The sequence below is a fragment of the Photobacterium sp. GB-1 genome, assembly GCF_003026165.1.
GTDB lineage: Bacteria > Pseudomonadota > Gammaproteobacteria > Enterobacterales > Vibrionaceae > Photobacterium.
Map to the genome: position 1 here is coordinate 67,513 of NZ_PYOB01000016.1, position 21,994 is coordinate 89,506.

The following is a 21,994-nucleotide window of genomic DNA, read 5'->3' on the forward strand; positions in this document are numbered from 1 at the left end:
AACCGAGAATGGAAAGAGAGGGAATTCATGTTTCGATTAGTGACGCCTCAAACAGATGAGCAGTTGGCGAGCTATTACCATTTTCGTTGGCGGATGTTGCGTGAACCTTGGCAGATGCCACAAGGCTCTGAGCGTGATGCGTATGATGAATTGAGTGAACATCGTATGATCATCAATAATCGTGATCAGGTGGTGGCGATTGGGCGTTTATATTTAACGCCTGATAATGAGGGACAAGTGCGTTACATGGCGGTGGATCCTAATGTTCGTCGCCATGGTTTAGGTGGCTTAATTTTAATGGCTTTAGAGTCACTCGCAAGGCAAGACGGTGCTAAGCGGATGGTGTGTAATGCCCGTGAAGATGCTATTCCTTTTTATTTAAAAAATGGTTTTGCCAGTGAAGGTGAATTGAGTGATGAGCGAGGTCCTGTTCGTCACCAACAAATGCTGAAACATCTAGAGCCATTAAATGAAGTTGTGCGTCATCCTGAATGGTGTCAGGAGTTACAAACACTGTGGCAACAACAGATCCCGATCAGCGATAAAATGGGGATAAAAATCAACCAATACACAGGTTATCGCTTTGAAGTGAGTGCGCTGTTTAATGCTAATTTAAACCCCAATGAGTTTATGTTTGCGGGGAGCATTTTTACCATGGCAACCTTAGCGGGCTGGGGTTTTATTTGGTTATTGCTGAAAGAACGTGGATTAGAGGGCAATATCATTTTGGTTGATAGCCATATCCGCTATTCAGCACCTGTGACTGAACGACCTAAAGCGGTGAGCACCATAGAAAACTTACGTGGTGATATTGATCGCTTAGCGAAAGGTCGTAAAGGTCGTATCAGTGTCGATGTGAATGTGTATAGCGGTGGTAAAGTTGCTTCCAGTTTTACCGGTACTTATTTGATCTTGCCGCTACACGTTGAAAACGAATTCACTTCTATTTGATCGGCATGCCAACGACGATCGACTTGTTGGCAGTTTTCCTTTAATACCCACTCCAGTTGTTGCTGTGTTGGGATCGCCAGATCCCATTGACTGGTGAGTGATAGGCTAAAATTATCATTGCTTGCGAGCCAAGTAGGAATGGTAATTCTTCCCCTTTCAGCCGTGATATTCAGTGGCGATAGTATTAATGCTTGAGCATTACTATCGCTATTTTCATTGCTGCTACCTAATACCGTACCGAGTAAATTCCCTTTTGTTTTCCAATGAGTGAGTAATTGGGTTGGTGCAATATTATCTAAATGAATATCTCTAAAGGTGAGAGCGGTTTGTCCAGATAAACTGTAATTGAAGCTTTGGCGATTATTTGCTAATCCTTGTGCGTGTAATGTTCCGTCAATTTTACCGTTTAATGGCAGTGGTAATTTGAACCAACGATAAATGAGAGCAGCGGGAACACTATCGCTAGAGATAGAAAGAGACCAAGGCTGACCTTGTTGTGCTAATTGAATATCCGCATTCGCTGTTAGCATGCCATCAGTAAAAGGTAAGACAAATTTATTGATCGCCCAATCGCCATTGGAGCTGCTCATTTCTACAATCGGATCGATAAAAACAATTTGGTTGATGCTGGCAAAGCCAAGGCTGGTATCAAGGTTGCCTTGCCATAAGCCCCATTGATGCTGATGCTTTACTACTACACCATTACCATCAATATTGATCCCTGCGAGTTGAAACGGTAGCTGAGTGTCTGTTGATGTTAACTGTATATTATTGATATCAAGCTTATCGATAGTTAGCTCTGATAGCCTTGAGGTTAATGTTTTTGTTGTATGGAACCAGTGTGGAGGAAGAAAGCCTTTTATTCCTGAGGCCAACAATTTTTTTAGTTTGATCTTGTCAGGTGAAATGTCACCATCCATACGTATATAACCATTGAGTAACTGAGCCGAAATACCCTGACTGTTGATCTTTTCCGGCATGAAATTCAGCTCAACGATCGGTTGTTCAAATACGATATCGTGCCATTTCGCATTACTGGCACTGACAGATAAATGGGCGTTATCTTGTTGCCAGTAACTGTTAGGCCATGACCAGTTTTCTAATGACAAACTAATATTATCAGCAGCCCAAATAGGTTGTTCAATACTACTATCTAAAACGTCAGCGCGTTTAATCATGATATGACGAACGGGTGTGGCATCTGCTAACCATTGCGGCCATGCGGCTAATGGTTGTGATTGTTGGATCCGAAGGTTGGTTAGCGTGAGTTGATCTAACGTTAATAACTGGGTGTCACTGTTATAGTTTGCCGTACCATTAAAGTTCGCTTGTTGCCATCTCCCTGAAAATCCTGTCAGTTGCCACTGTTGCTTCTGTTTTGTCCCGTTTAATAACAGATTTTCTAGCGTTTGATTGTGCCATGTTATTTGCGGAACGCTTAATTGAAACTGCCCGCTAAATTGCAGCCACCAAGGTTGCTGAGGATCAATATATTGCCAATTATCGACTTGAAGCTGTGCATGGTTGATTGTTATCGCGGGAGTGGCTATTGAGAGATTATTAATTGCTAAACGATCAATAGAAAAGGCTGAGAGTTGTTCAAATTTATCCCATTGCTGATGATGTAAATCGATCCCATCAATAATGACATTGGAAAACACCAGACGCTGCGTTTGTAATGAACGTGATGAAAGTTCGAGAGAGATACTGTCAACTGACAATAAGGTTTTATTCGCCTTTTTTACAGTGAGTGGTTGAAGCGTTATTTGTAGTGGTTGTTTTATATCATAGTGTAATTGTGTTTCAGCTAACTGATAGTGGGAGAAAAAGGCGAGGGTATGGTTGAGTATGGGAGTGGCATAGCGGGTTTGCAGCAATACGAGCAGTGCCACAATACTCAGTCCGCCAAGCAGTAATACAGAAGCAATAAGTTTGGCAACCCAACGCATAATTCATTCCCTGAAAGCCATTAACACATTTTATTATCTATATGATGAGATTGGCGCAAATATCAGTACTTGGCAAGATATGTGAGTCGGATTTGAGGCACGCTATGGTTTTGAATTTATAGTAGATCAGTGATGTGAGAGATAAAAAAGCCCCTACTGATAGGGGCTGGGTTATTTGACACTTAATCGAGCTGCGGGCCTGCTTTGACTAAAGACTCGCCTTCTGCGGTATCAGTATATTTATCGAAGTTTGCGATAAATCGACTGGCAAGATCTTTGGCTTTACTTTCCCATTGTAGTGGGTCGGTATAGGTATCACGAGGATCTAGAATTTCAGAGGCGACACCGGGTAATGCCGTTGGTACGGTTAAATTGAAAATAGGAATTTGTTTGGTTGGTGCGCTATCAATTGAGCCATCTAAAATCGCATCGATAATGCCACGAGTATCTTGGATCGAAATACGTTTACCGGTGCCATTCCAGCCTGTATTGACTAAGTAGGCTTCAGCTCCCGCAGCTTCCATACGTTTCACTAACACTTCAGCATATTTTGTTGGGTGGAGGGTTAAAAAAGCATTACCAAAACATGCAGAGAAAGTCGGTGTCGGCTCTGTAATACCACGTTCCGTTCCCGCGAGTTTTGCAGTAAAACCTGATAAGAAGTGATATTTAGTTTGCTCGGGGGTTAGCTTTGATACCGGAGGTAATACACCAAAAGCATCTGCCGATAAGAAAATAACCTTATTGGCATGGCCACCTTTTGAGATAGGTTTTACGATATTATTGATATGATAAATCGGGTAAGACACGCGAGTGTTTTCTGTTTTTGAATTATTATTAAAATCGATAGAACCATCATTACGTACGGTTACGTTCTCCAGTAACGCATCACGACGAATAGCATGGTAGATATCAGGTTCAGCTTCTTTTGAAAGGTTAATGGTTTTTGCATAACATCCACCTTCAAAGTTAAACACACCGTTGTCATCCCAACCATGCTCATCATCACCAATTAATGCCCGTTTAGGATCCGTTGATAAGGTTGTTTTACCTGTGCCAGATAAGCCAAAAAAGATAGCGGTATCACCATTTTCCCCTATATTGGCAGAGCAATGCATAGAGGCAATGCCTTTGAGAGGTAAAAAGTAGTTCATCATCGCGAACATCCCTTTTTTCATCTCACCGCCATACCATGTACCGCCAATAAGTTGCATTTTTTCAGAGAGGTTAAATACCGTGAAGTTCTCTGAGTTCATGCCGTGCTCTTGCCATTTAGGATTAGTACACTTCGAGCCATTCATGATCACAAAGTCGGGCTCAAATGTTGCTAACTCAGCTTCTGTTGGGCGAATAAACATGTTTTTAACGAAGTGTGCTTGCCAAGCGACTTCAGTGATCACTCGAATACATATACGTGTATCAGGGTTAGCGCCACAATAGCCATCTACCACAAAAAGACGTTTGTTAGAGAGTTGAGCTGTTACGAGAGATTTAAGATCATGCCATGCTTGTTGGCTAAGTGGTTTATTATCGTTTTTGCCTTGATCTGACCACCACAAGGTATCTTGGGTGGTGTCGTCTTTGACAATAAATTTATCTTGTGGTGAACGACCAGTAAATATCCCTGTATCAACAGCAATTGCACCGAGCTCGGTGACAATGCCTTTTTCAAACCCTTTTAACTCTGTTTTCGTCTCTTCTGCGAACAGTATTTCGTAAGAAGGATTACGAATCACATCTGTAACATTGAGTATTCCGTATTGGGACAAATCCATGTTCGTTGCAACCTTATTATCGACACACATTGTGCTCATTGGCGCTCCTTGGGTAAGATGTTGTTTAACTATTAACCATAACGGGCTAAATCAGGGATATACATCATAAATAACCCTAGCTTTTGCAAAGGCTAACGGGCGTGTGAATTAGATGTTTTTATTTAGTTTACAGGGCGGTTAAAGCAGAAATCTAGGGGGTTGAATTATTATTTCTGGTGAAAAAAGAAGCGCTTTTTAGTGATTCACTTTCAAGTTTTAGCTGGAATGTTGTTTTGCAATATGAGAAAGCCGGCATATATGCCGGCTTTGTAATTATATTTCAGGCTTAATACGAAGCGAGAATTAATGAACCTTGCTATCGTCAGCATTGCCTGCATTTTCACGAAGTGCTGCAATATCAATGCTATCGAAGTCATAGTCGGTACCACAGTAATCACAATGCAGTGATACTTTTCCATCTTCCGCTAAGATTTTTTCAATCTCGTCAGGGTGAAGGCTAATAACTGCTGAACCACTACGATCACGAGAGCAGCTACATTCAAAGCTGACGGCTTGTGGTTCGAATACTTTTACTTCTTCTTGGTGGTATAAACGGTACAGTAGATCTTGTGCATCTAAGCTAAATAGTTCGTCATCTTTTACCGTATCAGTAATTGTTTCTAAGTGCTCAAAATCGCTTTCACCGCCCTGACCATCGGGCATTACTTGTAATAGCATACCCGCAGCTTTAGGTTGGCCTTCAAACTCACCGGTACGTAGCCAGATACGTGTTTTTAGCTGCTCAGAGTTTTTAAAGTAAGTCTCTAAACATTCCGCCATGGTTTCACCTTCAAGACCAACGACACCTTGGTAACGCTCACCTTTGGTAGGAAGGATTGTGATCACCATGTAGCCTTTGCCCATTAGATCATGGATAGTGCTACCGTCTTTAATGTCACCTTCCCAACGAGCTACACCACGTAGCTTTTGGTTCTGATCGCCATTAATCACAGCGAGGCTAACAGGACCATCACCTTGTAATTGTACCGTGATTGAGCCTTCAAATTTTAGCGTTGCTGTTAATAGACTGGTTGCGACTAACAATTCACCAAGTAGTGTTTTGATTGGTGCTGGGTACTCAGTGGTTGAAAGAATTTGTTGGTAAGTATCACCTAACTGTACTAACTCACCACGTACTGAAACGCCATCAAATAGGTAACGGTTTAAAAAATCTTGTGTCATTTTCTCTTTCTCTCCAGCTGTGGTGCCAACCCTGCATCATATTTGGTAGTGCATCTAAGTGCGTTATACCCAGTATTTCAATGAACTCATGTGGCTCAGCATTTGGCTTACTTGATATAAAGTACTCTGCTATTACCAACGATGAATTGATTAAGGCTGGCAACCTTTTATTCTGATGTATTGATGTTTTTGAATCTCATGATGTCACGACGCTGTTTTTTATCTGGTCGTTTGATCGGACTCGGACTATCAAAAGCATTGAGTTTGCGCATTTGTGCATGGCGTTCCCGTAATTCAATACTTTGTGCTGTTTCTTGATATAGCAATTGTGCTTCCGGTGCACCACGGCGGGTATCAGAGATTTTTTCGATGGTAACGGTCTTTTCATCGTTACCTTGGCGCAATTTTACTTCTGCGCCAACTTCAACCATCTTACTTGGTTTTGAGCGTTGTCCGTTATATTGCACTTTGCCGCCATCTATCATCGTGCGAGCAACAGAACGTGTTTTATAAAAACGTGCAGCCCATAACCATTTATCAAGACGAACCTGTTTTAGTTCGGATGTCGCTTGACCCATAACGGTTCCTTTATTCAAAGGGGCGATAAAATATCATATTGTTTTAATAGCGTCAGCTATCACCTATTTCTAATAAATGGTGATGTTAATCGGGGTTTTCAATCATCAAGCAAGAATTTATTACAAATTATCGTTAGTCTTTTGAGTAATTTGCTTCTTTTTTACAATAATGAATAGCATTCAATGTGTTAAAAAGAGATCATAAAAATTGATTACAATACCCCTTGTTTATATAGGGAGCGATAATATACCTCCCGATATTCATTGAATGGATTTCCACTATGCAAGTATCTACATGGCTGCCCATGATAATCACAAAGCGCCCGCTATCTCAGCGTACACTTACACGACTACTAACGTGGCTACTAGTGGTTATTTTAGCGTGGATTTCTGGTCGTATGGTGTGGATGTTATTAGCGCCGCCAGCGACAGTGGCACCTTGGCAAGCGAAGTCAGTAAAAGTGGCTACATCAGGATCTGATATTAATGTCGGTAACTTATTGTCCATGAATCTATTTGGGCAATATAACGCGCAGCCAAAGCCGGTTGAAGCCACGGTTAAAAAAGACGCGCCACAAACGCGATTGAATTTAAAGTTGGTTGGGGTTGTCGCGAGCAGTGATCCTCAATCCGCCTTTGCCGTGATCACAAACAACGGTAAGCAGAATACTTATGGTGTCAATGAAGTTGTTGATGGTACCCGTGTGACATTAAAAGCGGTGTATAACGATCGCGTTATTATTAGCAATAGTGGTCGTGATGAAACCGTGATGCTTGAGGGATTAAAATTCTCTAAATCAGCCCAGCCAGCTACGCAAAAATCAACCTCGAATAACGCGACTAAACCGAATGTCGACAGCTCGAAATTAGCTGAGATCAAAAAGAAAATTTTAGCTCAACCTCAATCTCTATTTAGTTATATCCGTTTATCTCAAGTGAAGAAGGATGGCGAAGTACAGGGATATCGAGTGAATCCGGGTAAAGACCGAATTTTATTTGATTCTGTTGGCCTGAAAGCGAATGATTTAGCGGTGGCGATTAACGGAAATAGCCTGACCGATCCAAGTGTGATGGCAAAGCTCTGGGCTGAGCTTTCTTCAGCGACTGATTTTACTTTGACGGTTGAACGCGGCGGTCAAGTTCATGATATTCACATTGAACTGCAATAATAGCAGTGCATTGCGTGACAAAAAAAGACGAAAACGCAGGAGTTTTTTGTGAAAAAATTAATGGGTAAAAGTGCCCTATGGTTAGCAAGTAGCTTGCTTTGTAGTTCGGCAATGGCTGATGAGCTAAGTGCTAATTTCAAAGGGACAGATATTCAAGAGTTCATCAATATTGTTGGACGTTCATTACATAAGACGATCATTATTGATCCTGCGGTTCGTGGTCAGGTAAATGTGCGCAGTTATGATCTTCTTAATGATGAGCAGTATTACCGTTTCTTCCTTAACGTATTGGAAGTCTATGGTTTTGCTGTTGTGGAAATGGAAGATGGCGTACTCAAAGTTATTCGTGATAAAGATGCCAAAACCTCAGCGATCCCAGTTGTGGGCGCGAATGACAGTAATGTGCCTGGTGATGCTGTGGTTACGCGTGTGATTGCAGTAAAAAACGTGTCAGTGCGAGAGCTCTCCCCATTATTACGCCAACTTAACGATAATGCGGGTGCGGGTAACGTTGTTCACTACGATCCTGCCAATATCATTATGATCACTGGTCGTGCTGCGGTGGTTAACCGCTTAGCGGATATTATTGAGCGTGTCGATCGTGCTGGTAATAAAGACGTGACCGTCGTGTCGCTGAATAATGCTTCAGCACCTGAGATGGTGCGTATCGTTGAGGCGTTAAATAAAAGTGCTGATGCGAAATCAACCCCAGGATTTTTGATCCCGAAAGCGGTAGCAGATGAGCGTACCAACTCAGTATTAATTTCAGGCGATCCTAAAGTTCGGGAACGTTTAAAAGCCTTGATTCATAAGCTTGACAAAGAAATGGCAGCAAGCGGCAACAGTCGCGTTATTTACTTAAAATACGCCAAAGCCGCTGATATGGTTGATGTGTTAAAAGGCGTGTCTGAAAATATCCAAGCGGCAAATAAGAGTAACACGCCACAAGTGAGTCAATCGAGTAAAGATGAAGTCATGATTTCTGCGCATGACGCGACTAACTCTCTGATTATCTCTGCGCCAAGTGATGTGATGAATAAACTTGAGTCGATTATCTCTCAATTAGATATTCGTCGTGCCCAAGTCCATATCGAAGCCATGATTGTTGAAGTACAAGAAGGTGATGGTGTCGATTTCGGTGTGCAGTGGGGCTCACAAGACGGCGGTGTTATCCAGTTTGGTAACAGTGGTGCACCAATTGGTGGTTTGCTATCTGCGCAAGAAGCAGCGAAAGACAAAACGACAACACAAAAACGTTACGATCCTGATACCGGTGCGGAATTACCCCCTATCGTGACGACAGAAAGTGGTGATTTAGCACCAATGGCTGCTTTCCTTGGTGGTGTGAAAGGGGCTGCAGCTGCAATTGCATTGGGTGATTGGACGGCGTTAGTGACAGCCGTTCAAGCAAACCGAAATGTGAATGTATTATCGACACCGAATATCACGGTATTGGATAACCAAGAAGCGAATTTATCGGTTGGTCAGGAAGTCCCTGTGACGACTGGTTCACAAACCGGCTCTAATAACGATAATCCGTTTACTACGGTTGAGCGTAAGGATGTCGGTATTCGACTTAAAGTCACCCCGCAGATCAACGAAGGGGACTCGGTTCAAATGAAGATTGAACAGGTTGTCTCGCAAGTGGCTGATGCTAATGGTGCCGTTGATATTCGTTTTGATAAGCGAGAGCTAACCACATCGGTATTGGTTAAAGACGGTAACATGATCGCTTTAGGTGGCTTAATGCAAGAGAAGACCCTTGAATCTGAGCAAAGAGTACCGATTTTAGGTGATATTCCTGTGCTTGGTGCGTTATTCCGCTCTACCAATAACCAAACTGAAAAAACCAACCTAATGGTTTTCATTCGCCCAACTATTTTACGTGATGGGATGAGTGCTGACGGTTTGACTCAGCGTAAGTACAACTATATTCGTGCGCAGCAGTTATACAAAGCAGAGCAAGGTATGCGCTTGATGGACGCAGATATGCCGGTATTACCAAAATACGGTGAAGACATGGATTTACCAGCTGAAGTGCGTGCCTTTGTTTCTCAGTTGGAGCAACACTAATGGCTGATGGGTTTTTAGAAACAGAATCAATGGTAACGTTTCGATTACCTTTCTCTTTTGCCAAACGCCATCATGTGGTGGTAGAGGCTGGTGAGCAAGGATGGCAACTCTATTTCAGTGGGCAACTGTCTGCTGCAGTACTTGCTGAAGTGCGTCGAGTGCTAGGTTGCTGTTTTACGCCCATCGCATTAAATGACAGTGAGTTTGAGCAAAAGTTAACACAAGCATACCAACGTGATTCATCAGAAGCGCGCCAGTTAATGCAAGATTTGGGCTCTGATAGCGATGATTTCTTTGCGCTTGCTGAAGACTTACCTGAAACAGAAGATTTGCTGGAATCGGAAGATGATGCACCTATTATCAAATTGATCAATGCCATGTTGGCCGAAGCGATCAAAGAAGGTGCATCTGATATCCACATCGAAACCTTTGAAAAAGTACTGTCAATCCGTTTTCGTATTGATGGCATGTTACGTGAAGTCTTACAGCCAAGTCGTAAATTGGCACCGCTGCTTGTTTCACGTATTAAGGTTATGGCAAAGCTTGATATTGCAGAAAAACGTATTCCTCAAGATGGTCGTATTTCACTGCGAATTGGTGGTCGTGCGGTTGATGTACGTGTATCAACCATGCCTTCTTCTCATGGTGAGCGAGTCGTATTGCGTTTATTAGATAAAAACGCGACACGCCTTGATTTGCATAGCTTAGGTATGACGTCGGAAAATCATCAAGCGTTTAGAAAAATTATCGAGCGTCCACACGGTATTATCTTGGTCACAGGTCCGACAGGTTCGGGTAAGTCCACTACGTTGTATGCGGGTTTGCAAGAGCTAAACAGTGCTGAGCGCAATATCTTAACCGTCGAAGATCCGATTGAATTTGATATTGATGGCATTGGACAAACTCAAGTTAATAGCAAAGTTGATATGACGTTTGCGCGAGGTTTGCGTGCCATTCTTCGTCAAGATCCCGATGTGGTGATGATCGGTGAGATCCGTGATTTAGAAACTGCAGCTATTGCTGTTCAAGCATCACTGACAGGCCATATGGTGTTATCTACCCTCCACACTAATACTGCGGTCGGGGCGATCACCCGTTTACGTGATATGGGTATTGAACCTTTCTTAGTGTCATCGTCATTGCTTGGGGTGTTAGCCCAGCGATTAGTGCGTACGCTATGTCAAGATTGTCGTCAGCCTTATGAAGCCGATAGCCAGCAGAAAAAGCTATTTAATTTAGCTGAATCTGAACCACTGACATTATATCGCCCATCTGGTTGTGAGCACTGTAACCAAAAAGGTTATCGTGGTCGTACGGGTATTCATGAACTATTGCTGGTGGATGAACAAGTACAAGAGTTGATCCATGGCGAGGCAGGTGAGCAAGCGATTGAGAAATACGTGCGTCAATATACACCGAGTATTCGTGATGATGGTTTAGCGAAAGCACGTCAAGGGATCACCACACTTGAAGAAGTGATGCGTGTGACGAAGGAGGGCTAATGGCGGCATTTGAATATAAAGCCTTAGATGCCAAAGGCCGACAGAAAAAAGGGGTGATTGAGGGGGATACTGCCCGTCAAGTACGCCAACAATTACGTGAAAAAGGCATGGTGCCGATAGAGGTTACTCAAACCTCAGGTCAAAGTCGCAGTAAAACCCCGACGCGTAAACAGTTCAGCTTTAAACGTGGAATCAGTACCAATGAACTTGCCCTGATCACCCGTCAGTTAGCAACACTGGTACAAGCCTCAATGCCATTAGAAGAATGTATCAAGGCGGTTGCTGAGCAAAACGAAAAGCCACGTCTAAAAAACATTTTATTGGCGGTGCGTTCTCGGGTAGTAGAAGGATATACCTTAGCTGACAGTATGGCGGAATATCCTCATATTTTTGACCAACTCTTTCGCGCCATGGTGGCGGCGGGAGAAAAATCGGGCCACCTTGATACGATTTTAAATCGTTTGGCAGACTACACCGAAAACCGTCAACAAATGCGCAGTAAATTACAGCAAGCGATGATCTATCCCATCATGTTAACGCTTGTCGCTGTGTCTGTGGTGGCATTTTTGCTAGCAACGGTTGTGCCTAAAATTGTCGATCAATTTGTACAAATGGGGCAACAATTACCCACCATTACCGAAGTGTTATTGGCAGCAAGTAATTTTGTTCAGCATTGGGGATTAGTGGTCGTTGTGGTGATTGTATCAATCATTGCTTTGATCAAGACAGCCCTCAAGCAGCCTAAGTATCGGATGAAGTGGGATCGCGGGATCTTACATGTACCAGTGATTGGTAAAGTCGCACGAGGGTTAAATACCTCACGTTTTGCGCGAACATTATCGATTTGTACATCCAGTGCGATTCCATTACTGGATGGGATGAAGGTCGCTTCTGATGTTATGACCAATACGTATGTGAATAAGAAAATTTTATCTGCCGCAGATAATGTACGTGAGGGGGGAAGTCTACGAGTATCCCTTGAGCAAACCAAATTGTTCCCACCGATGATGCTACACATGATCGCGAGTGGTGAACGAAGTGGCGAGTTAGAGCAAATGCTAACCCGTGCAGCAGATAACCAAGATCGTGATTTTGAATCACTTGTTAATATGGCACTAGGGGTCTTTGAGCCATTATTAATTGTCGCTATGGCTGGGGTGGTAATGTTTATTGTTATCGCAACCTTAATGCCAATTATTGAACTGAACAACATGGTTGGGATGTAGTTTTTCTTCGGAGGTTTTAATGCAACAAAAACAACGTGGTTTTACCCTATTAGAAGTAATGGTGGTAATTGTTATTTTGGGCGTATTGGCGAGTTTAGTCGTTCCCAATCTATTAGGTAACAAAGAAAAAGCTGACCAACAAAAAGTTGTGACAGATATTAGTGCGCTTGAACAGTCTTTAGAAATGTACAAGTTAGATAACAGCGTATATCCAACAACCGATCAAGGTTTAGAGGCATTGGTGACAAAGCCGTCTTCTTCTCCTGAGCCGCGTAATTACCGTGATGGTGGTTATATTAAGCGTCTACCTAAAGATCCTTGGGGTTATGAGTACCATTATGTGGCACCAGGTGAACATGGCGCGATTGATATTTTTAGCTTAGGCGCAGATGGTCAAGAAGGTGGTGATGGTGTGAATACCGACATCGGTAACTGGAATATGTTGGATTACAACAAGAAGTAATAAGTCTTTATGATGAAGCGTAGTGCAGGTTTTACTCTCATTGAAATGATGTTGGTGCTGGTGTTACTCGCAACCAGCGCAGTTGCGGTGATCTCAACTTTACCGGATAACAAACGAGATGAGGTAAAAGAGCAAGCAGTACGTTTTCATCACCTTGCCCAGCTATTGGGTGAGGATGCAATGCTTAATGGTGTGGACTACGGCATTCGTGTTGAGCCACACCAATATAATTTTTTGCAATTAACTCAAGATGGCTGGCAACCGCTAGAAGGTGCCAAATTTTATACTGATGTGAAGTTAGATAACGCGATTACAACTCAGGTTGAGATTGGCGGAGCGTGGAAAGATAAAGACCGACTTTTTAAATCAGATTCACTGTTTAAAGATGAAGACTTATTTACAAAGTCAGACGAAGAAAAGAAAAAGATCAAACCTCAAATTGTGGTTATGGCGAGTGGTGAATACACACCGTTTACTTTACGTTTTGAAGTCGACGGTGAAAATCAATTTTGGCGAGTCAGCGCCGATGAGGTGGGTAATTTAGTCTTGCTTAAGCCAGGTGAAACCTTAGAACAGGCAACAAAACGTGAGAAGTAAACAAGGTTTTACCTTATTAGAAGTGTTAGTTGCCTTAGCCATTTTCGCTGTTGCTGCGCTGGGTATTATGAAAGCGGTTAGCCAACACTTAAATACGCTGGGCTATTTAGAAGAAAAAACCTTTGCTGCGATGGTGGCTGATAATGAACTCGCGCAATTACATTTAAGCGGTCAGTATCCAACCTCAAGTAAGACAGGTAAGTCGACATTAGCCGATCGTGAATGGTATTGGACGGTAAAAAGTGTCAAAACGCAGCAGAGCTTATTACGCCAAATTGAGATTTCGGTAGCAAGCGATCCACAGCGTGAACATTCGGTAATAACGGTAAAGACTTATGTCGTCAATTAATCATTCCCGCCAGCGCGGTTTTACGTTACTGGAAGTACTTGTTGCAATAGCTGTTTTTGCCATGCTGAGTTTATCCGCTTATCAAGTCATGAATAACGTGATGCGTAGTGATGCGCAATCAAAAGATCATAACCAAAGATTAAAAGAAATACAGCGTGCCACGATTATGATGGATAACGACTTTCGTCAAATTGTTGCCCGTAAAAGCAGGCTTAATGGCGAAGAGCCTAACGATAAAGTGTTACAAGCTGGTGAGTACCTTTTGGATTCGAGTAGCGATGGGATCATGTTCGTGCGAACAGGCTGGCAAAATCCCCAAGCCATGTTTCCACGCGGTGATGTTACCCGCGTTGGCTATCGTGTGGTTGACGATCAATTAGAGCGTGTTTGGTTTCGCTACCCAGATAATGTTATTGGTGAAAAGCCACTGGTTAAGGTGTTATTAGATGGTGTGACTAAATTGCAGTTTTCCTTTTTCACCGATAAAAAATGGCAAGATAAATGGGATACCGCAGATAAGTTACCAGAAGGTATTAAAGTGACGATGACACTGAAAGATTTTGGTGAAATTGAGCGTATTTATCTCGTACCTACATCTGCATTATCTGCATTATCTGCTTCTGCTGATTCGGAGCAATCACAATGATGAAAAAACAGCGCGGTGTCGCGTTAATTGTGGTGCTCTTGCTCGTCGCGTTAATGAGCTTGATCGCTGTGCAAATGACGGGACGTTTACAACATAATTTTCATCGTGTTGAGAATCAAATTCAGCATCAGCAGGCGTATTGGTACAGTTTAGGGGTTGAAGCGTTAGCTGAAAAAGGTCTCGCTTTAACGTTTAAAGACAGCAAGATCATCGACTTAACTCAGCCATGGGCGATAGAAGATCAAACCTATCCGATTGATGGTGCGGTAGTCACCGGTAGCATGTTTGATAAGCAAGCTTGCTTTAACATTAATGCGCTTGGTGCTGTAAAACCCGTCGCTGATGGCAGTAAGCAGCCATTTTTGGTGACCTACTTTCAAAACATCATGATCGACAGTGGTGTTGATGATTATTCTGCAGAACAAATCGCAGATTCTAGCTGGGAATTTATTGATAAGAATACCACGGTGCAATCAAGCTACGGTGGTGAAGACAGCACGTATGAAGCATTTCAACCACCTTACTTACCCCCTAATGGTTGGTTAGCGGATCGCAGTGAATTACGTGCGATTAACGGGGTGACGGCTGATATTTATGAGAAAGTAAAAGGCTTGGTGTGTGCATTGCCAACCGATGACTTTAAACTCAATGTAAATACGATCACTCAAAGACAGGCTGTATTACTGTCAGCTTTATTTTCGCCAGAGCTTTCATTGGACGCTGCAAAAAAAATTATTAAAGATCGCGATGCCCGTCGTAAAGGGTGGGATAGCGTTGATGATTTCATGAAAGAGCTACCACAAGGCGATCAAGCTGATAAACAAGAACAACAGAAAAAGTACTTAACGGTCAGCAGTAACTATTTTTCATTAGATGCTGAAATACAAATAGATAACGCCAGATTACGAGCGGTAACGCTATTTAAACGAGATGATAATAACAAGGTGACGGTAGTACGTCGCCAGTATGGAGGAATCCGTGAGCGAATTTCTGACGATAAGACTGAGTAGTCGGCCTGAGGTGCCGGTGCAATGGCTTGTCTGGTCGCCACAGCAGAACGAAGTGATTGCATCAGGTCAGTTAGCTGATATCACGCAATTAGATCAGCTAGTGGAATATGCGGGTACTCGGCCGGTATATGGTTTAGTGCCTACCAGTGAGATGCTATTAACACAAGTTACTATTCCTGCAGGCAGTAGCCGCCAATTGACCGCTGTTTTACCTTATCTCTTAGAAGAAGAATTGGCGCAGGATGTTGAAAGTTTACATGTTCAGTTGCTGCATCGGGAAGATGATGTTGCAACGGTAGCGCTTATTGAGCATCAAAAGATGCTGCAATGGTTATCAGCATTTAAAGAATGTGGTTTAGAGCTAAAAAAAGTTATTCCAGACTGTTTGTGTTTGCCGTTGTTTGATGATGGTTATAGTGCTGCTGAAATTGAAGGGCAATGGTTGATCCGTCAATCAGAGTTTATGGGGATTTGTGCGGAAACGAGTTGGTTAGATGCATGGTTCAGTGCCCAAAAAGCGCCAATTATGTTAGCTGCAAGTGATGATGACGAGGACAACGACGAAGAGGCAGAGCAAGCTGCCATTGAATCTGCGGTGGCGGATGTTGAATCGAATCCAAGTCAAGTTGTCATACACCACTATACATCAGCACCTCAAGGTGTCAGTGGGCGTTGGCAAGCACATGCACCGGAGCTCGTGATGCAACTGTTAGCGTTAGGGGCTGCGGGAAGTAAAGTTAATTTACTATCAGGGGCTTATAAACCACAAGCTGCTTGGCGTAAGCATTTAAAACCATGGCGTAAAGTCGCGATTGCCGCAAGTTTAGTACTTGTAGCTGTAGTCGGAGAACACGTGATGGCGTTACAACAGCTAGAGCATCAAGCCAAAGCGTACCGTGCTGAAAGTGAGCGGATCTTCCGTCAGGTTTTACCTCAGTTTAAACGTATTCCGTCACAGAGTTATTTGAAAAATCAAATGAACGCAGCATTGAAAAGCTTAGGTGGGCAGGGAGCGGATAACGGTATTTTAATGTGGTTAAGTGAGTTAAAGCCGGCATTATCAAAAGCACCGAGCGTGAAAATTGTTAATCTAAAATACGATCAAAAGCGGGGCGAACTGCGTTTACAAGCAACGGCTTCTGACTTCCAAGATTTTGAGAAGTTACGTAGTGTGTTGACGAAAGACTTTACCGTTGAGCAAGGTCAATTAAGCAAAGAAGATGGCTTAGTCAGTGGTGCCGTCGTGCTAAGGAGAAAAGCATAATGGCAGAAATTAAAGCATGGTGGAAAGCATTAAGCCAGCGAGAGCAGTATCTTGTTATGGGTGCTGGCGGTGCTTTATTGCTAGCTATCTTATACTGGGGACTATGGCAACCATTAAATCAACGCACTGAATTAGCACAAACACGTATTCAAAGTGAACGTCAGCTATTGTCATGGGTTGAAGGTAAAGCAAATAAGATCACGGCGTTTAAGCGTGCTGGTGGTACGGTAAATGTCAGTGACAAAGGACTTAACCAAGTGGTAAATGAAACGACGGAACGTTTTAAGATTGAATTGATCCGTATGCAACCACGTAATGATGCGATTCAAGTATGGGTGAAGCCTGTACCGTTCAATGCATTACTTAATTGGCTCTCTTACCTGCAAGATAACTTTGGGATTGAAACGCAATTTATTGATATCTCGAAAACTGATCAAAATGGCATGGTTGAAGTAAACCGATTACAGTTAGGACGAGGTTAAAGGTGAAATTTAAACTCGCTATCGGCGCAACATTTGGGGTGGTATTTATTGCCAGCACTATTGTCCATTTACCGGCTAATTGGGCATGGCAACAAGCACCAAAAGTTAATGGTTTATCATTAAGTGGTATTCAAGGAACCCTATGGCAAGGCTCTGCTAAGACCGTTGTGTGGCAAAATCAAAGTTTAGGTCAAATTCAATGGGACATGAAACTGGGTAGTCTATTTACAGGTAAACTCGCGTTTGATGTCCGATTTGGCCGTGGCAGTGATATGCAACTACAAGGTAGTGGTATTGTCGGTTATAGCACCTCGGGACCGTTTGCTGAAAAGCTCTTAGTCTCTGTACCAGCAGCGAATGCCATGCAGTATGCCAAGTTACCTGTGCCGTTGACATTAACAGGTAATATTGAACTTACGGTACGTGATTATCTGTATGCTGCGCCGTATTGTAAAACCTTGAATGCAACGTTGGCTTGGGCACAAGGTAAGGCGTCAACACCCATGGGAAATATTAATCTAGGCCCTGTTTTTGCCGATTTAAGTTGTCAAGAAGGTGCTATTTTAGCAAAAGCCTCACAGTCGTCTGATGATGTTAGTAGTGATTGGCAAGCAAACTTAGCTAAAAATAATAGTTACAGCTTATCAGGATGGTTTAAACCGGGGGCTACATTCCCTGAGCAATTGTCTCAACAATTAAAATGGTTAGGCGATCCTGATTCAAAAGGGCAATATAAAATTAATTACTCAGGGCGTTTGTAATTATCTAATCGTCGCGATGTGAGTGGTTATTAATCACAAACTGAATAGTAAGAGGCAGTCTAAGTAGACTGCCTCTTTATTTATCTGCGCGATTAGCTTTTAATGAAGCATAGGCACAAACAAAATTTTTCTTCGCGATAACATGACATAGGGCTTTAAGATGGCGATCAGTAAAGATAAACCTCAAATCTTATCTGCAGAGGTTGTTGCTCAATCACGACTGTTTAAAATTGAATCATTGGATTTGCGTTTTTCTAACGGTGTTGAGCGTACCTATGAACGTATGAAGCCAAGTGGTCGCAATGCGGTGCTGATTGTCCCTGTGACGGAGCAAGGTGATTTATTGTTGATCCGCGAATATTCAGCAGGTACTGAACGTTATGAATTAGGCTTTCCTAAAGGCTTAATTGATGAGGGGGAAACACCTACTGAAGCGGCCAATCGTGAATTAAAAGAAGAAATTGGTTTTGGTGCCCATCAACTACAACCATTAAAAGAAGTGATATTAGCCCCGTCTTATTTTTCCAGTCGCATGACATTGTTTTTAGCGCAAGATCTGTATCCTGAGAAACTTGAAGGTGATGAGCCTGAGCCGTTAGACATTATTCGTTGGCCATTAGCACAAGCAGAAGAGCTTCTGACGCATGTTGATTTTGCCGAAGCGCGGAGTATTACCGCATTGTTTTTAGCATTGAAGCAATTAGCACAAAAGGAGTAACCAATGGCCTATTCGCATTTACTGCCTGATGTGGTTGAGATCGCTCGAGCATCAGGTCAATTGATTTTAGATATTTATCAACGTGGTCAGTTTGAGAAACAGATCAAAGATGATAATACGCCAGTGACAAGTGCTGATCTTGCGGCTCATAAGTTAGTGATGGAGCGATTGACCCAATTAACGCCTGATATCCCCGTGTTATCTGAAGAAGATGCTAGCGTACCATTAACAGAGCGGAGCCAGTGGAAACGTTATTGGTTAGTTGATCCATTAGATGGTACGCAAGAATTTATCGCTGGTAGCGGTGATTTTGCGACAATCATTGCGTTAGTTGAAGATAACCGTCCGATCATGGGAGTGGTTTATGCGCCCGTATCTGGGGTGTCATATTATGCCTATGCAGGGAAAGGCGCGCATAAGATTACCGCTGAAGGTGAAAGTGTCAAAATTGCAACTCATCATCATGAAGAGAATACGAAGTCTATTGTTGTGGCCATTAGCCGTCGCCAAGAAATCAGTTCTATCACATCGCGATTAGATCCAAGCTACAACTATGAACTCGTACCATTAGGATCTGCAGCATTAAAATCATGTTTGGTGGCAGAAGGTGCGGTAGATTGTTACTTACGCTTGGGACCGACAGGTGAGTGGGATACCGCAGCAACCCAGTGTATTGTAGAAGAGGCGGGCGGTCGTATTCTTAATACCCATTTGACACCGCTGTCTTATAACGAGCGTAATACATTAGAGAATCCAAATTTTATTACCTTAGGTGATGAAGGCTTGCCTTGGGCTGATATCTTAGAGCCGGATGATCGGATGATGAATGTCGATTAGGATGCAGGATAAAAACGGAGCAGATAAGCTCCGTTTTTTATTGGCTAATAGTTTTAGCTATAGGGTTAGAACAAACGGTTTAAACCATTGAGAGCCGCCACTCGATAAGCTTCTGCCATTGTCGGGTAGTTAAAGGTGGTATTGACGAAATAATCAATCGTATTCCCTTCGCCTTTTTGCTCCATGATCGCCTGTCCGATGTGAATAATTTCTGCAGCGCGCTCACCAAAACAATGAATGCCTAAGATCTCTTTGGTTTCTCGATGGAATAAAATCTTTAAGCTTCCCACTTCTGTGCCAGCAATTTGCGCACGAGCAAGATGCTTAAATTGGGAACGTCCCACTTCATATGGCACTTTCTCTGCGGTTAGTTGCTGCTCTGTCTTACCTACCGAGCTGATCTCAGGAATGGTGTAAATACCCGTTGGAATATGATCAATTAGCTGACCTTGAGCTTGTCCTTTACTGATCGCTTGTGCTGCAAATCGACCTTGGTCATAGGCTGCACTAGCAAGGCTTGGATAACCAATTACATCCCCCACCGCATAAACATGATCGACTTCGGTTTGATAACTGCGGTTAACCTTGAGCTGTCCACGAGAGTCAGGGGTTAAGCCAACATGTTCGAGCGCGAGTTTATCGGTATTACCAGTACGGCCATTCGCATATAAAATACAATCTGCACGCATTTTCTTGCCAGATTGTAGATGTAGGATCACCCCGTCATCAGTCCCTTCAATCTCTTCAAATATCTCATCATTACGTATCATCACCCCGTTGTTCCAGAGGTGATAAGACAGGGAGTCTGATATTTCATTATCAAGAAATTCCAGTAAGCGTTGACGGGTGTTAATTAAGTCAACTTTAACGCCAAGGCCCCGGAAAATAGACGCGTATTCACAACCAATCACACCTGCGCCGTAAATAATAATATGGCGAGGATCGTGCTCTAAACGTAAAATTGAATCACTGTCATACACGCGGGGGTGATCAAAATCGACACCGTCAGGATGGTAAGGACGAGAGCCTGTTGCAATAATAAATTTATCAGCACTGTAGCGCTCAAGGCTGCCATCATTGCTTTTTACTTCAACATTGTGACTGGCAATAAAGCGTGCCTCACCATGAATAATTTGGCATTGGTTACGGTCATAAAATCCCTGGCGCATCCGTGTTTGCTTATTTACAACGACTTCAGCATGACCGAGGATTTGGCTAAAGGTGCTGTGAAGTGTTGAGTTGTTTTTGCAATAAAGCGGGTTTTGATTAAATTCAATAATACGACTAACAGCATGACGCAGAGCCTTCGATGGAATCGTTCCCCAGTGCGTACAGCCCCCACCAACACTGTCTTCGCGTTCAATAATCGCAACGTTGAAACCGGCTTTAGTTAATCCCATAGCAGCACCTTCACCGCCAGGGCCACTACCAATAATAATCACATCAAAATGACTGTTATTACTGCACTGCGTATCCGTCATCACATTATTCCTATCTGTATTGGTAACATTTTTGCATCGTAAGTGTAACGATTTGTAATCAATAGGAGAATCAATAGATGGTCAGAGCTGGCGAGGGATCACGCTCTATCGCTGAGTTGGAAGAATAAATGCGAATAATTACCCTAAACGGTGAGGTGGTAGATTGTGAAGTGTGTGAATAAATGATGTTAATCTGGCTTTGCGTGAAGGCGGTTGAGCCAGTAGTATAGGACTATTCTTACGCGATGGTTTATCTTCATTTAGTTGCGTATTATGGTCAGAAAACTATAGAGAAGCAGATGTCCATGGGGATCAGGGCTCAACAGAAAGAAAAAACCCGTCGCTCGCTTATCGATGCTGCGTTTAGCCAGTTAAGTGCAGACAGAAGTTTTTCTAATTTAAGTTTACGAGAAGTTGCTCGTGAAGCTGGGATTGCCCCAACATCGTTTTATCGTCATTTTAAAGATATGGACGAATTAGGTTTAACTATGGTGGATGAAGGTGGATTGATCCTTCGTCAGCTAATGCGGCAAGCTCGTCAACGTATTGCGACCGAAGGGAGTGTGATCCGCACCTCGGTTGAGACGTTTATGGAGTTTATCGAAAGTAGTCCTAATGTCTTTCGTCTACTATTACGTGAACGTTCAGGCACATCAACAGCATTTCGTGCTGCTGTTGTCCGTGAAATACAACACTTTGTTGCTGAACTAAGTGAGTATCTTGAGGCCAAAACTGGGGTGGCGCACGAAGAAGCGTATACCCAAGCAGAGGCGTCTGTTACTTTAGTCTTTAGTTCAGGAGCGGAAGCGTTAGATCTGGATAGCCATGCTCGTGCTGAGCATGCAGAAAGATTGATTATGCAATTAAGAATGATTGCAAAGGGTGCTTATTGGTACCGAAAAGAGCGTGAGCGTCGAGAGCTCAGGCAAAAACTATAACCTT

21 protein-coding genes are annotated in these 21,994 nt (G+C 42.9%); 16 read left to right on the plus strand and 5 right to left on the minus strand.

Annotated elements, in window-relative coordinates; translation table 11 throughout:
* Nucleotides 1-27: 27 nt before the first annotated feature.
* Nucleotides 28-951 carry a bifunctional GNAT family N-acetyltransferase/hotdog fold thioesterase gene (locus C9J45_RS14955; protein WP_107207782.1) on the plus strand — a complete coding sequence of 308 codons (924 nt, stop codon included), beginning with the start codon at nucleotides 28-30 and terminating at the stop codon, nucleotides 949-951.
* Here C9J45_RS14955 and C9J45_RS14960 read toward each other — a convergent pair.
* The 4 genes from C9J45_RS14960 to hslR form a co-directional block, all read right to left on the minus strand.
* Entirely contained in the window at nucleotides 903-2,900 is a 1,998-nt protein-coding gene (locus C9J45_RS14960; protein ID WP_107292719.1) for an AsmA family protein, read from the minus strand. The genes C9J45_RS14955 and C9J45_RS14960 overlap by 49 nt on opposite strands.
* A 182-nt stretch (nucleotides 2,901-3,082) precedes the next feature.
* Nucleotides 3,083-4,714 (minus strand): phosphoenolpyruvate carboxykinase (ATP), encoded by a 1,632-nt coding sequence (pckA, locus tag C9J45_RS14965; RefSeq protein WP_107207780.1) that lies wholly within the window; start codon nucleotides 4,712-4,714, stop codon nucleotides 3,083-3,085.
* 303 nt (nucleotides 4,715-5,017) lie between these two features.
* A complete protein-coding gene (gene hslO / locus C9J45_RS14970) occupies nucleotides 5,018-5,896 on the minus strand; it encodes an Hsp33 family molecular chaperone HslO (RefSeq protein ID WP_107207779.1) in 879 nt (292 codons plus the stop codon).
* A 167-nt stretch (nucleotides 5,897-6,063) separates the two neighbouring features.
* The gene (gene hslR, locus C9J45_RS14975; RefSeq protein ID WP_107207778.1) at nucleotides 6,064-6,474 is read right to left on the minus strand and encodes a ribosome-associated heat shock protein Hsp15; all 411 of its coding nucleotides are present in this window, start codon (nucleotides 6,472-6,474) and stop codon (nucleotides 6,064-6,066) included.
* A gap of 281 nt (nucleotides 6,475-6,755) precedes the next feature.
* Here hslR and gspC point away from each other — a divergent pair, with 281 nt between their 5' ends.
* The 14 genes from gspC to cysQ all read left to right on the plus strand — a co-directional run bounded on the left by gspC (nucleotide 6,756) and on the right by cysQ (nucleotide 19,571).
* Complete coding sequence (gspC, locus tag C9J45_RS14980) at nucleotides 6,756-7,643, plus strand: type II secretion system protein GspC (RefSeq protein ID WP_107207777.1); 888 nt, start codon at nucleotides 6,756-6,758, stop codon at nucleotides 7,641-7,643.
* A 60-nt stretch (nucleotides 7,644-7,703) separates the two neighbouring features.
* Entirely contained in the window at nucleotides 7,704-9,716 is a 2,013-nt protein-coding gene (gene gspD / locus C9J45_RS14985; RefSeq protein ID WP_199187123.1) for a type II secretion system secretin GspD, read from the plus strand.
* Nucleotides 9,716-11,218 (plus strand): type II secretion system ATPase GspE, encoded by a 1,503-nt coding sequence (gspE, locus tag C9J45_RS14990; protein WP_107261152.1) that lies wholly within the window; start codon nucleotides 9,716-9,718, stop codon nucleotides 11,216-11,218. The genes gspD and gspE overlap by 1 nt, the downstream gene beginning before the upstream one ends.
* Nucleotides 11,218-12,444 carry a type II secretion system inner membrane protein GspF gene (gene gspF / locus C9J45_RS14995; protein WP_107207774.1) on the plus strand — a complete coding sequence of 409 codons (1,227 nt, stop codon included), beginning with the start codon at nucleotides 11,218-11,220 and terminating at the stop codon, nucleotides 12,442-12,444. The genes gspE and gspF overlap by 1 nt, the downstream gene beginning before the upstream one ends.
* 19 nt (nucleotides 12,445-12,463) lie before the next feature.
* Nucleotides 12,464-12,907: a type II secretion system major pseudopilin GspG gene (gspG, locus tag C9J45_RS15000; RefSeq protein WP_005372551.1), complete on the plus strand. Its 444-nt coding sequence runs from the start codon at nucleotides 12,464-12,466 to the stop codon at nucleotides 12,905-12,907.
* Between the two features lie 9 nt (nucleotides 12,908-12,916).
* Entirely contained in the window at nucleotides 12,917-13,504 is a 588-nt protein-coding gene (gene gspH / locus C9J45_RS15005) for a type II secretion system minor pseudopilin GspH (protein ID WP_107207773.1), read from the plus strand.
* The gene (gene gspI, locus C9J45_RS15010; RefSeq protein ID WP_107207772.1) at nucleotides 13,494-13,853 is read left to right on the plus strand and encodes a type II secretion system minor pseudopilin GspI; all 360 of its coding nucleotides are present in this window, start codon (nucleotides 13,494-13,496) and stop codon (nucleotides 13,851-13,853) included. The genes gspH and gspI overlap by 11 nt, the downstream gene beginning before the upstream one ends.
* Nucleotides 13,840-14,499 carry a type II secretion system minor pseudopilin GspJ gene (gene gspJ / locus C9J45_RS15015; RefSeq protein ID WP_107292720.1) on the plus strand — a complete coding sequence of 220 codons (660 nt, stop codon included), beginning with the start codon at nucleotides 13,840-13,842 and terminating at the stop codon, nucleotides 14,497-14,499. The genes gspI and gspJ overlap by 14 nt, the downstream gene beginning before the upstream one ends.
* Nucleotides 14,496-15,509: a type II secretion system minor pseudopilin GspK gene (gspK, locus tag C9J45_RS15020; RefSeq protein WP_107247532.1), complete on the plus strand. Its 1,014-nt coding sequence runs from the start codon at nucleotides 14,496-14,498 to the stop codon at nucleotides 15,507-15,509. Before gspJ ends, gspK begins: the two co-directional genes overlap by 4 nt.
* On the plus strand, nucleotides 15,478-16,773 hold the full coding sequence (gene gspL, locus C9J45_RS15025) for a type II secretion system protein GspL (protein WP_233217784.1): 1,296 nt from the start codon (nucleotides 15,478-15,480) through the stop codon (nucleotides 16,771-16,773). Before gspK ends, gspL begins: the two co-directional genes overlap by 32 nt.
* Nucleotides 16,773-17,255: a type II secretion system protein M gene (locus C9J45_RS15030; protein WP_105061428.1), complete on the plus strand. Its 483-nt coding sequence runs from the start codon at nucleotides 16,773-16,775 to the stop codon at nucleotides 17,253-17,255. The genes gspL and C9J45_RS15030 overlap by 1 nt, the downstream gene beginning before the upstream one ends.
* A 2-nt stretch (nucleotides 17,256-17,257) precedes the next feature.
* The gene (locus tag C9J45_RS15035; RefSeq protein ID WP_107207769.1) at nucleotides 17,258-18,016 is read left to right on the plus strand and encodes a type II secretion system protein N; all 759 of its coding nucleotides are present in this window, start codon (nucleotides 17,258-17,260) and stop codon (nucleotides 18,014-18,016) included.
* 160 nt (nucleotides 18,017-18,176) lie between these two features.
* Nucleotides 18,177-18,734, plus strand: coding sequence for an ADP compounds hydrolase NudE (gene nudE, locus C9J45_RS15040; RefSeq protein WP_107292721.1), 558 nt, complete (start codon nucleotides 18,177-18,179; stop codon nucleotides 18,732-18,734).
* Nucleotides 18,735-18,737: 3 nt separating this feature from the next.
* The gene (gene cysQ / locus C9J45_RS15045; RefSeq protein WP_107207767.1) at nucleotides 18,738-19,571 is read left to right on the plus strand and encodes a 3'(2'),5'-bisphosphate nucleotidase CysQ; all 834 of its coding nucleotides are present in this window, start codon (nucleotides 18,738-18,740) and stop codon (nucleotides 19,569-19,571) included.
* Nucleotides 19,572-19,636: 65 nt separating this feature from the next.
* Here the strand turns inward: cysQ and sthA are convergent, their stop codons facing one another.
* Nucleotides 19,637-21,052, minus strand: a complete 1,416-nt coding sequence (sthA, locus tag C9J45_RS15050) for a Si-specific NAD(P)(+) transhydrogenase (protein ID WP_107207766.1) — start codon at nucleotides 21,050-21,052, stop codon at nucleotides 19,637-19,639.
* Nucleotides 21,053-21,357: 305 nt separating this feature from the next.
* Here sthA and fabR point away from each other — a divergent pair, with 305 nt between their 5' ends.
* Nucleotides 21,358-21,990, plus strand: coding sequence for an HTH-type transcriptional repressor FabR (gene fabR / locus C9J45_RS15055; RefSeq protein ID WP_107207832.1), 633 nt, complete (start codon nucleotides 21,358-21,360; stop codon nucleotides 21,988-21,990).
* Nucleotides 21,991-21,994 lie beyond the last annotated feature (4 nt).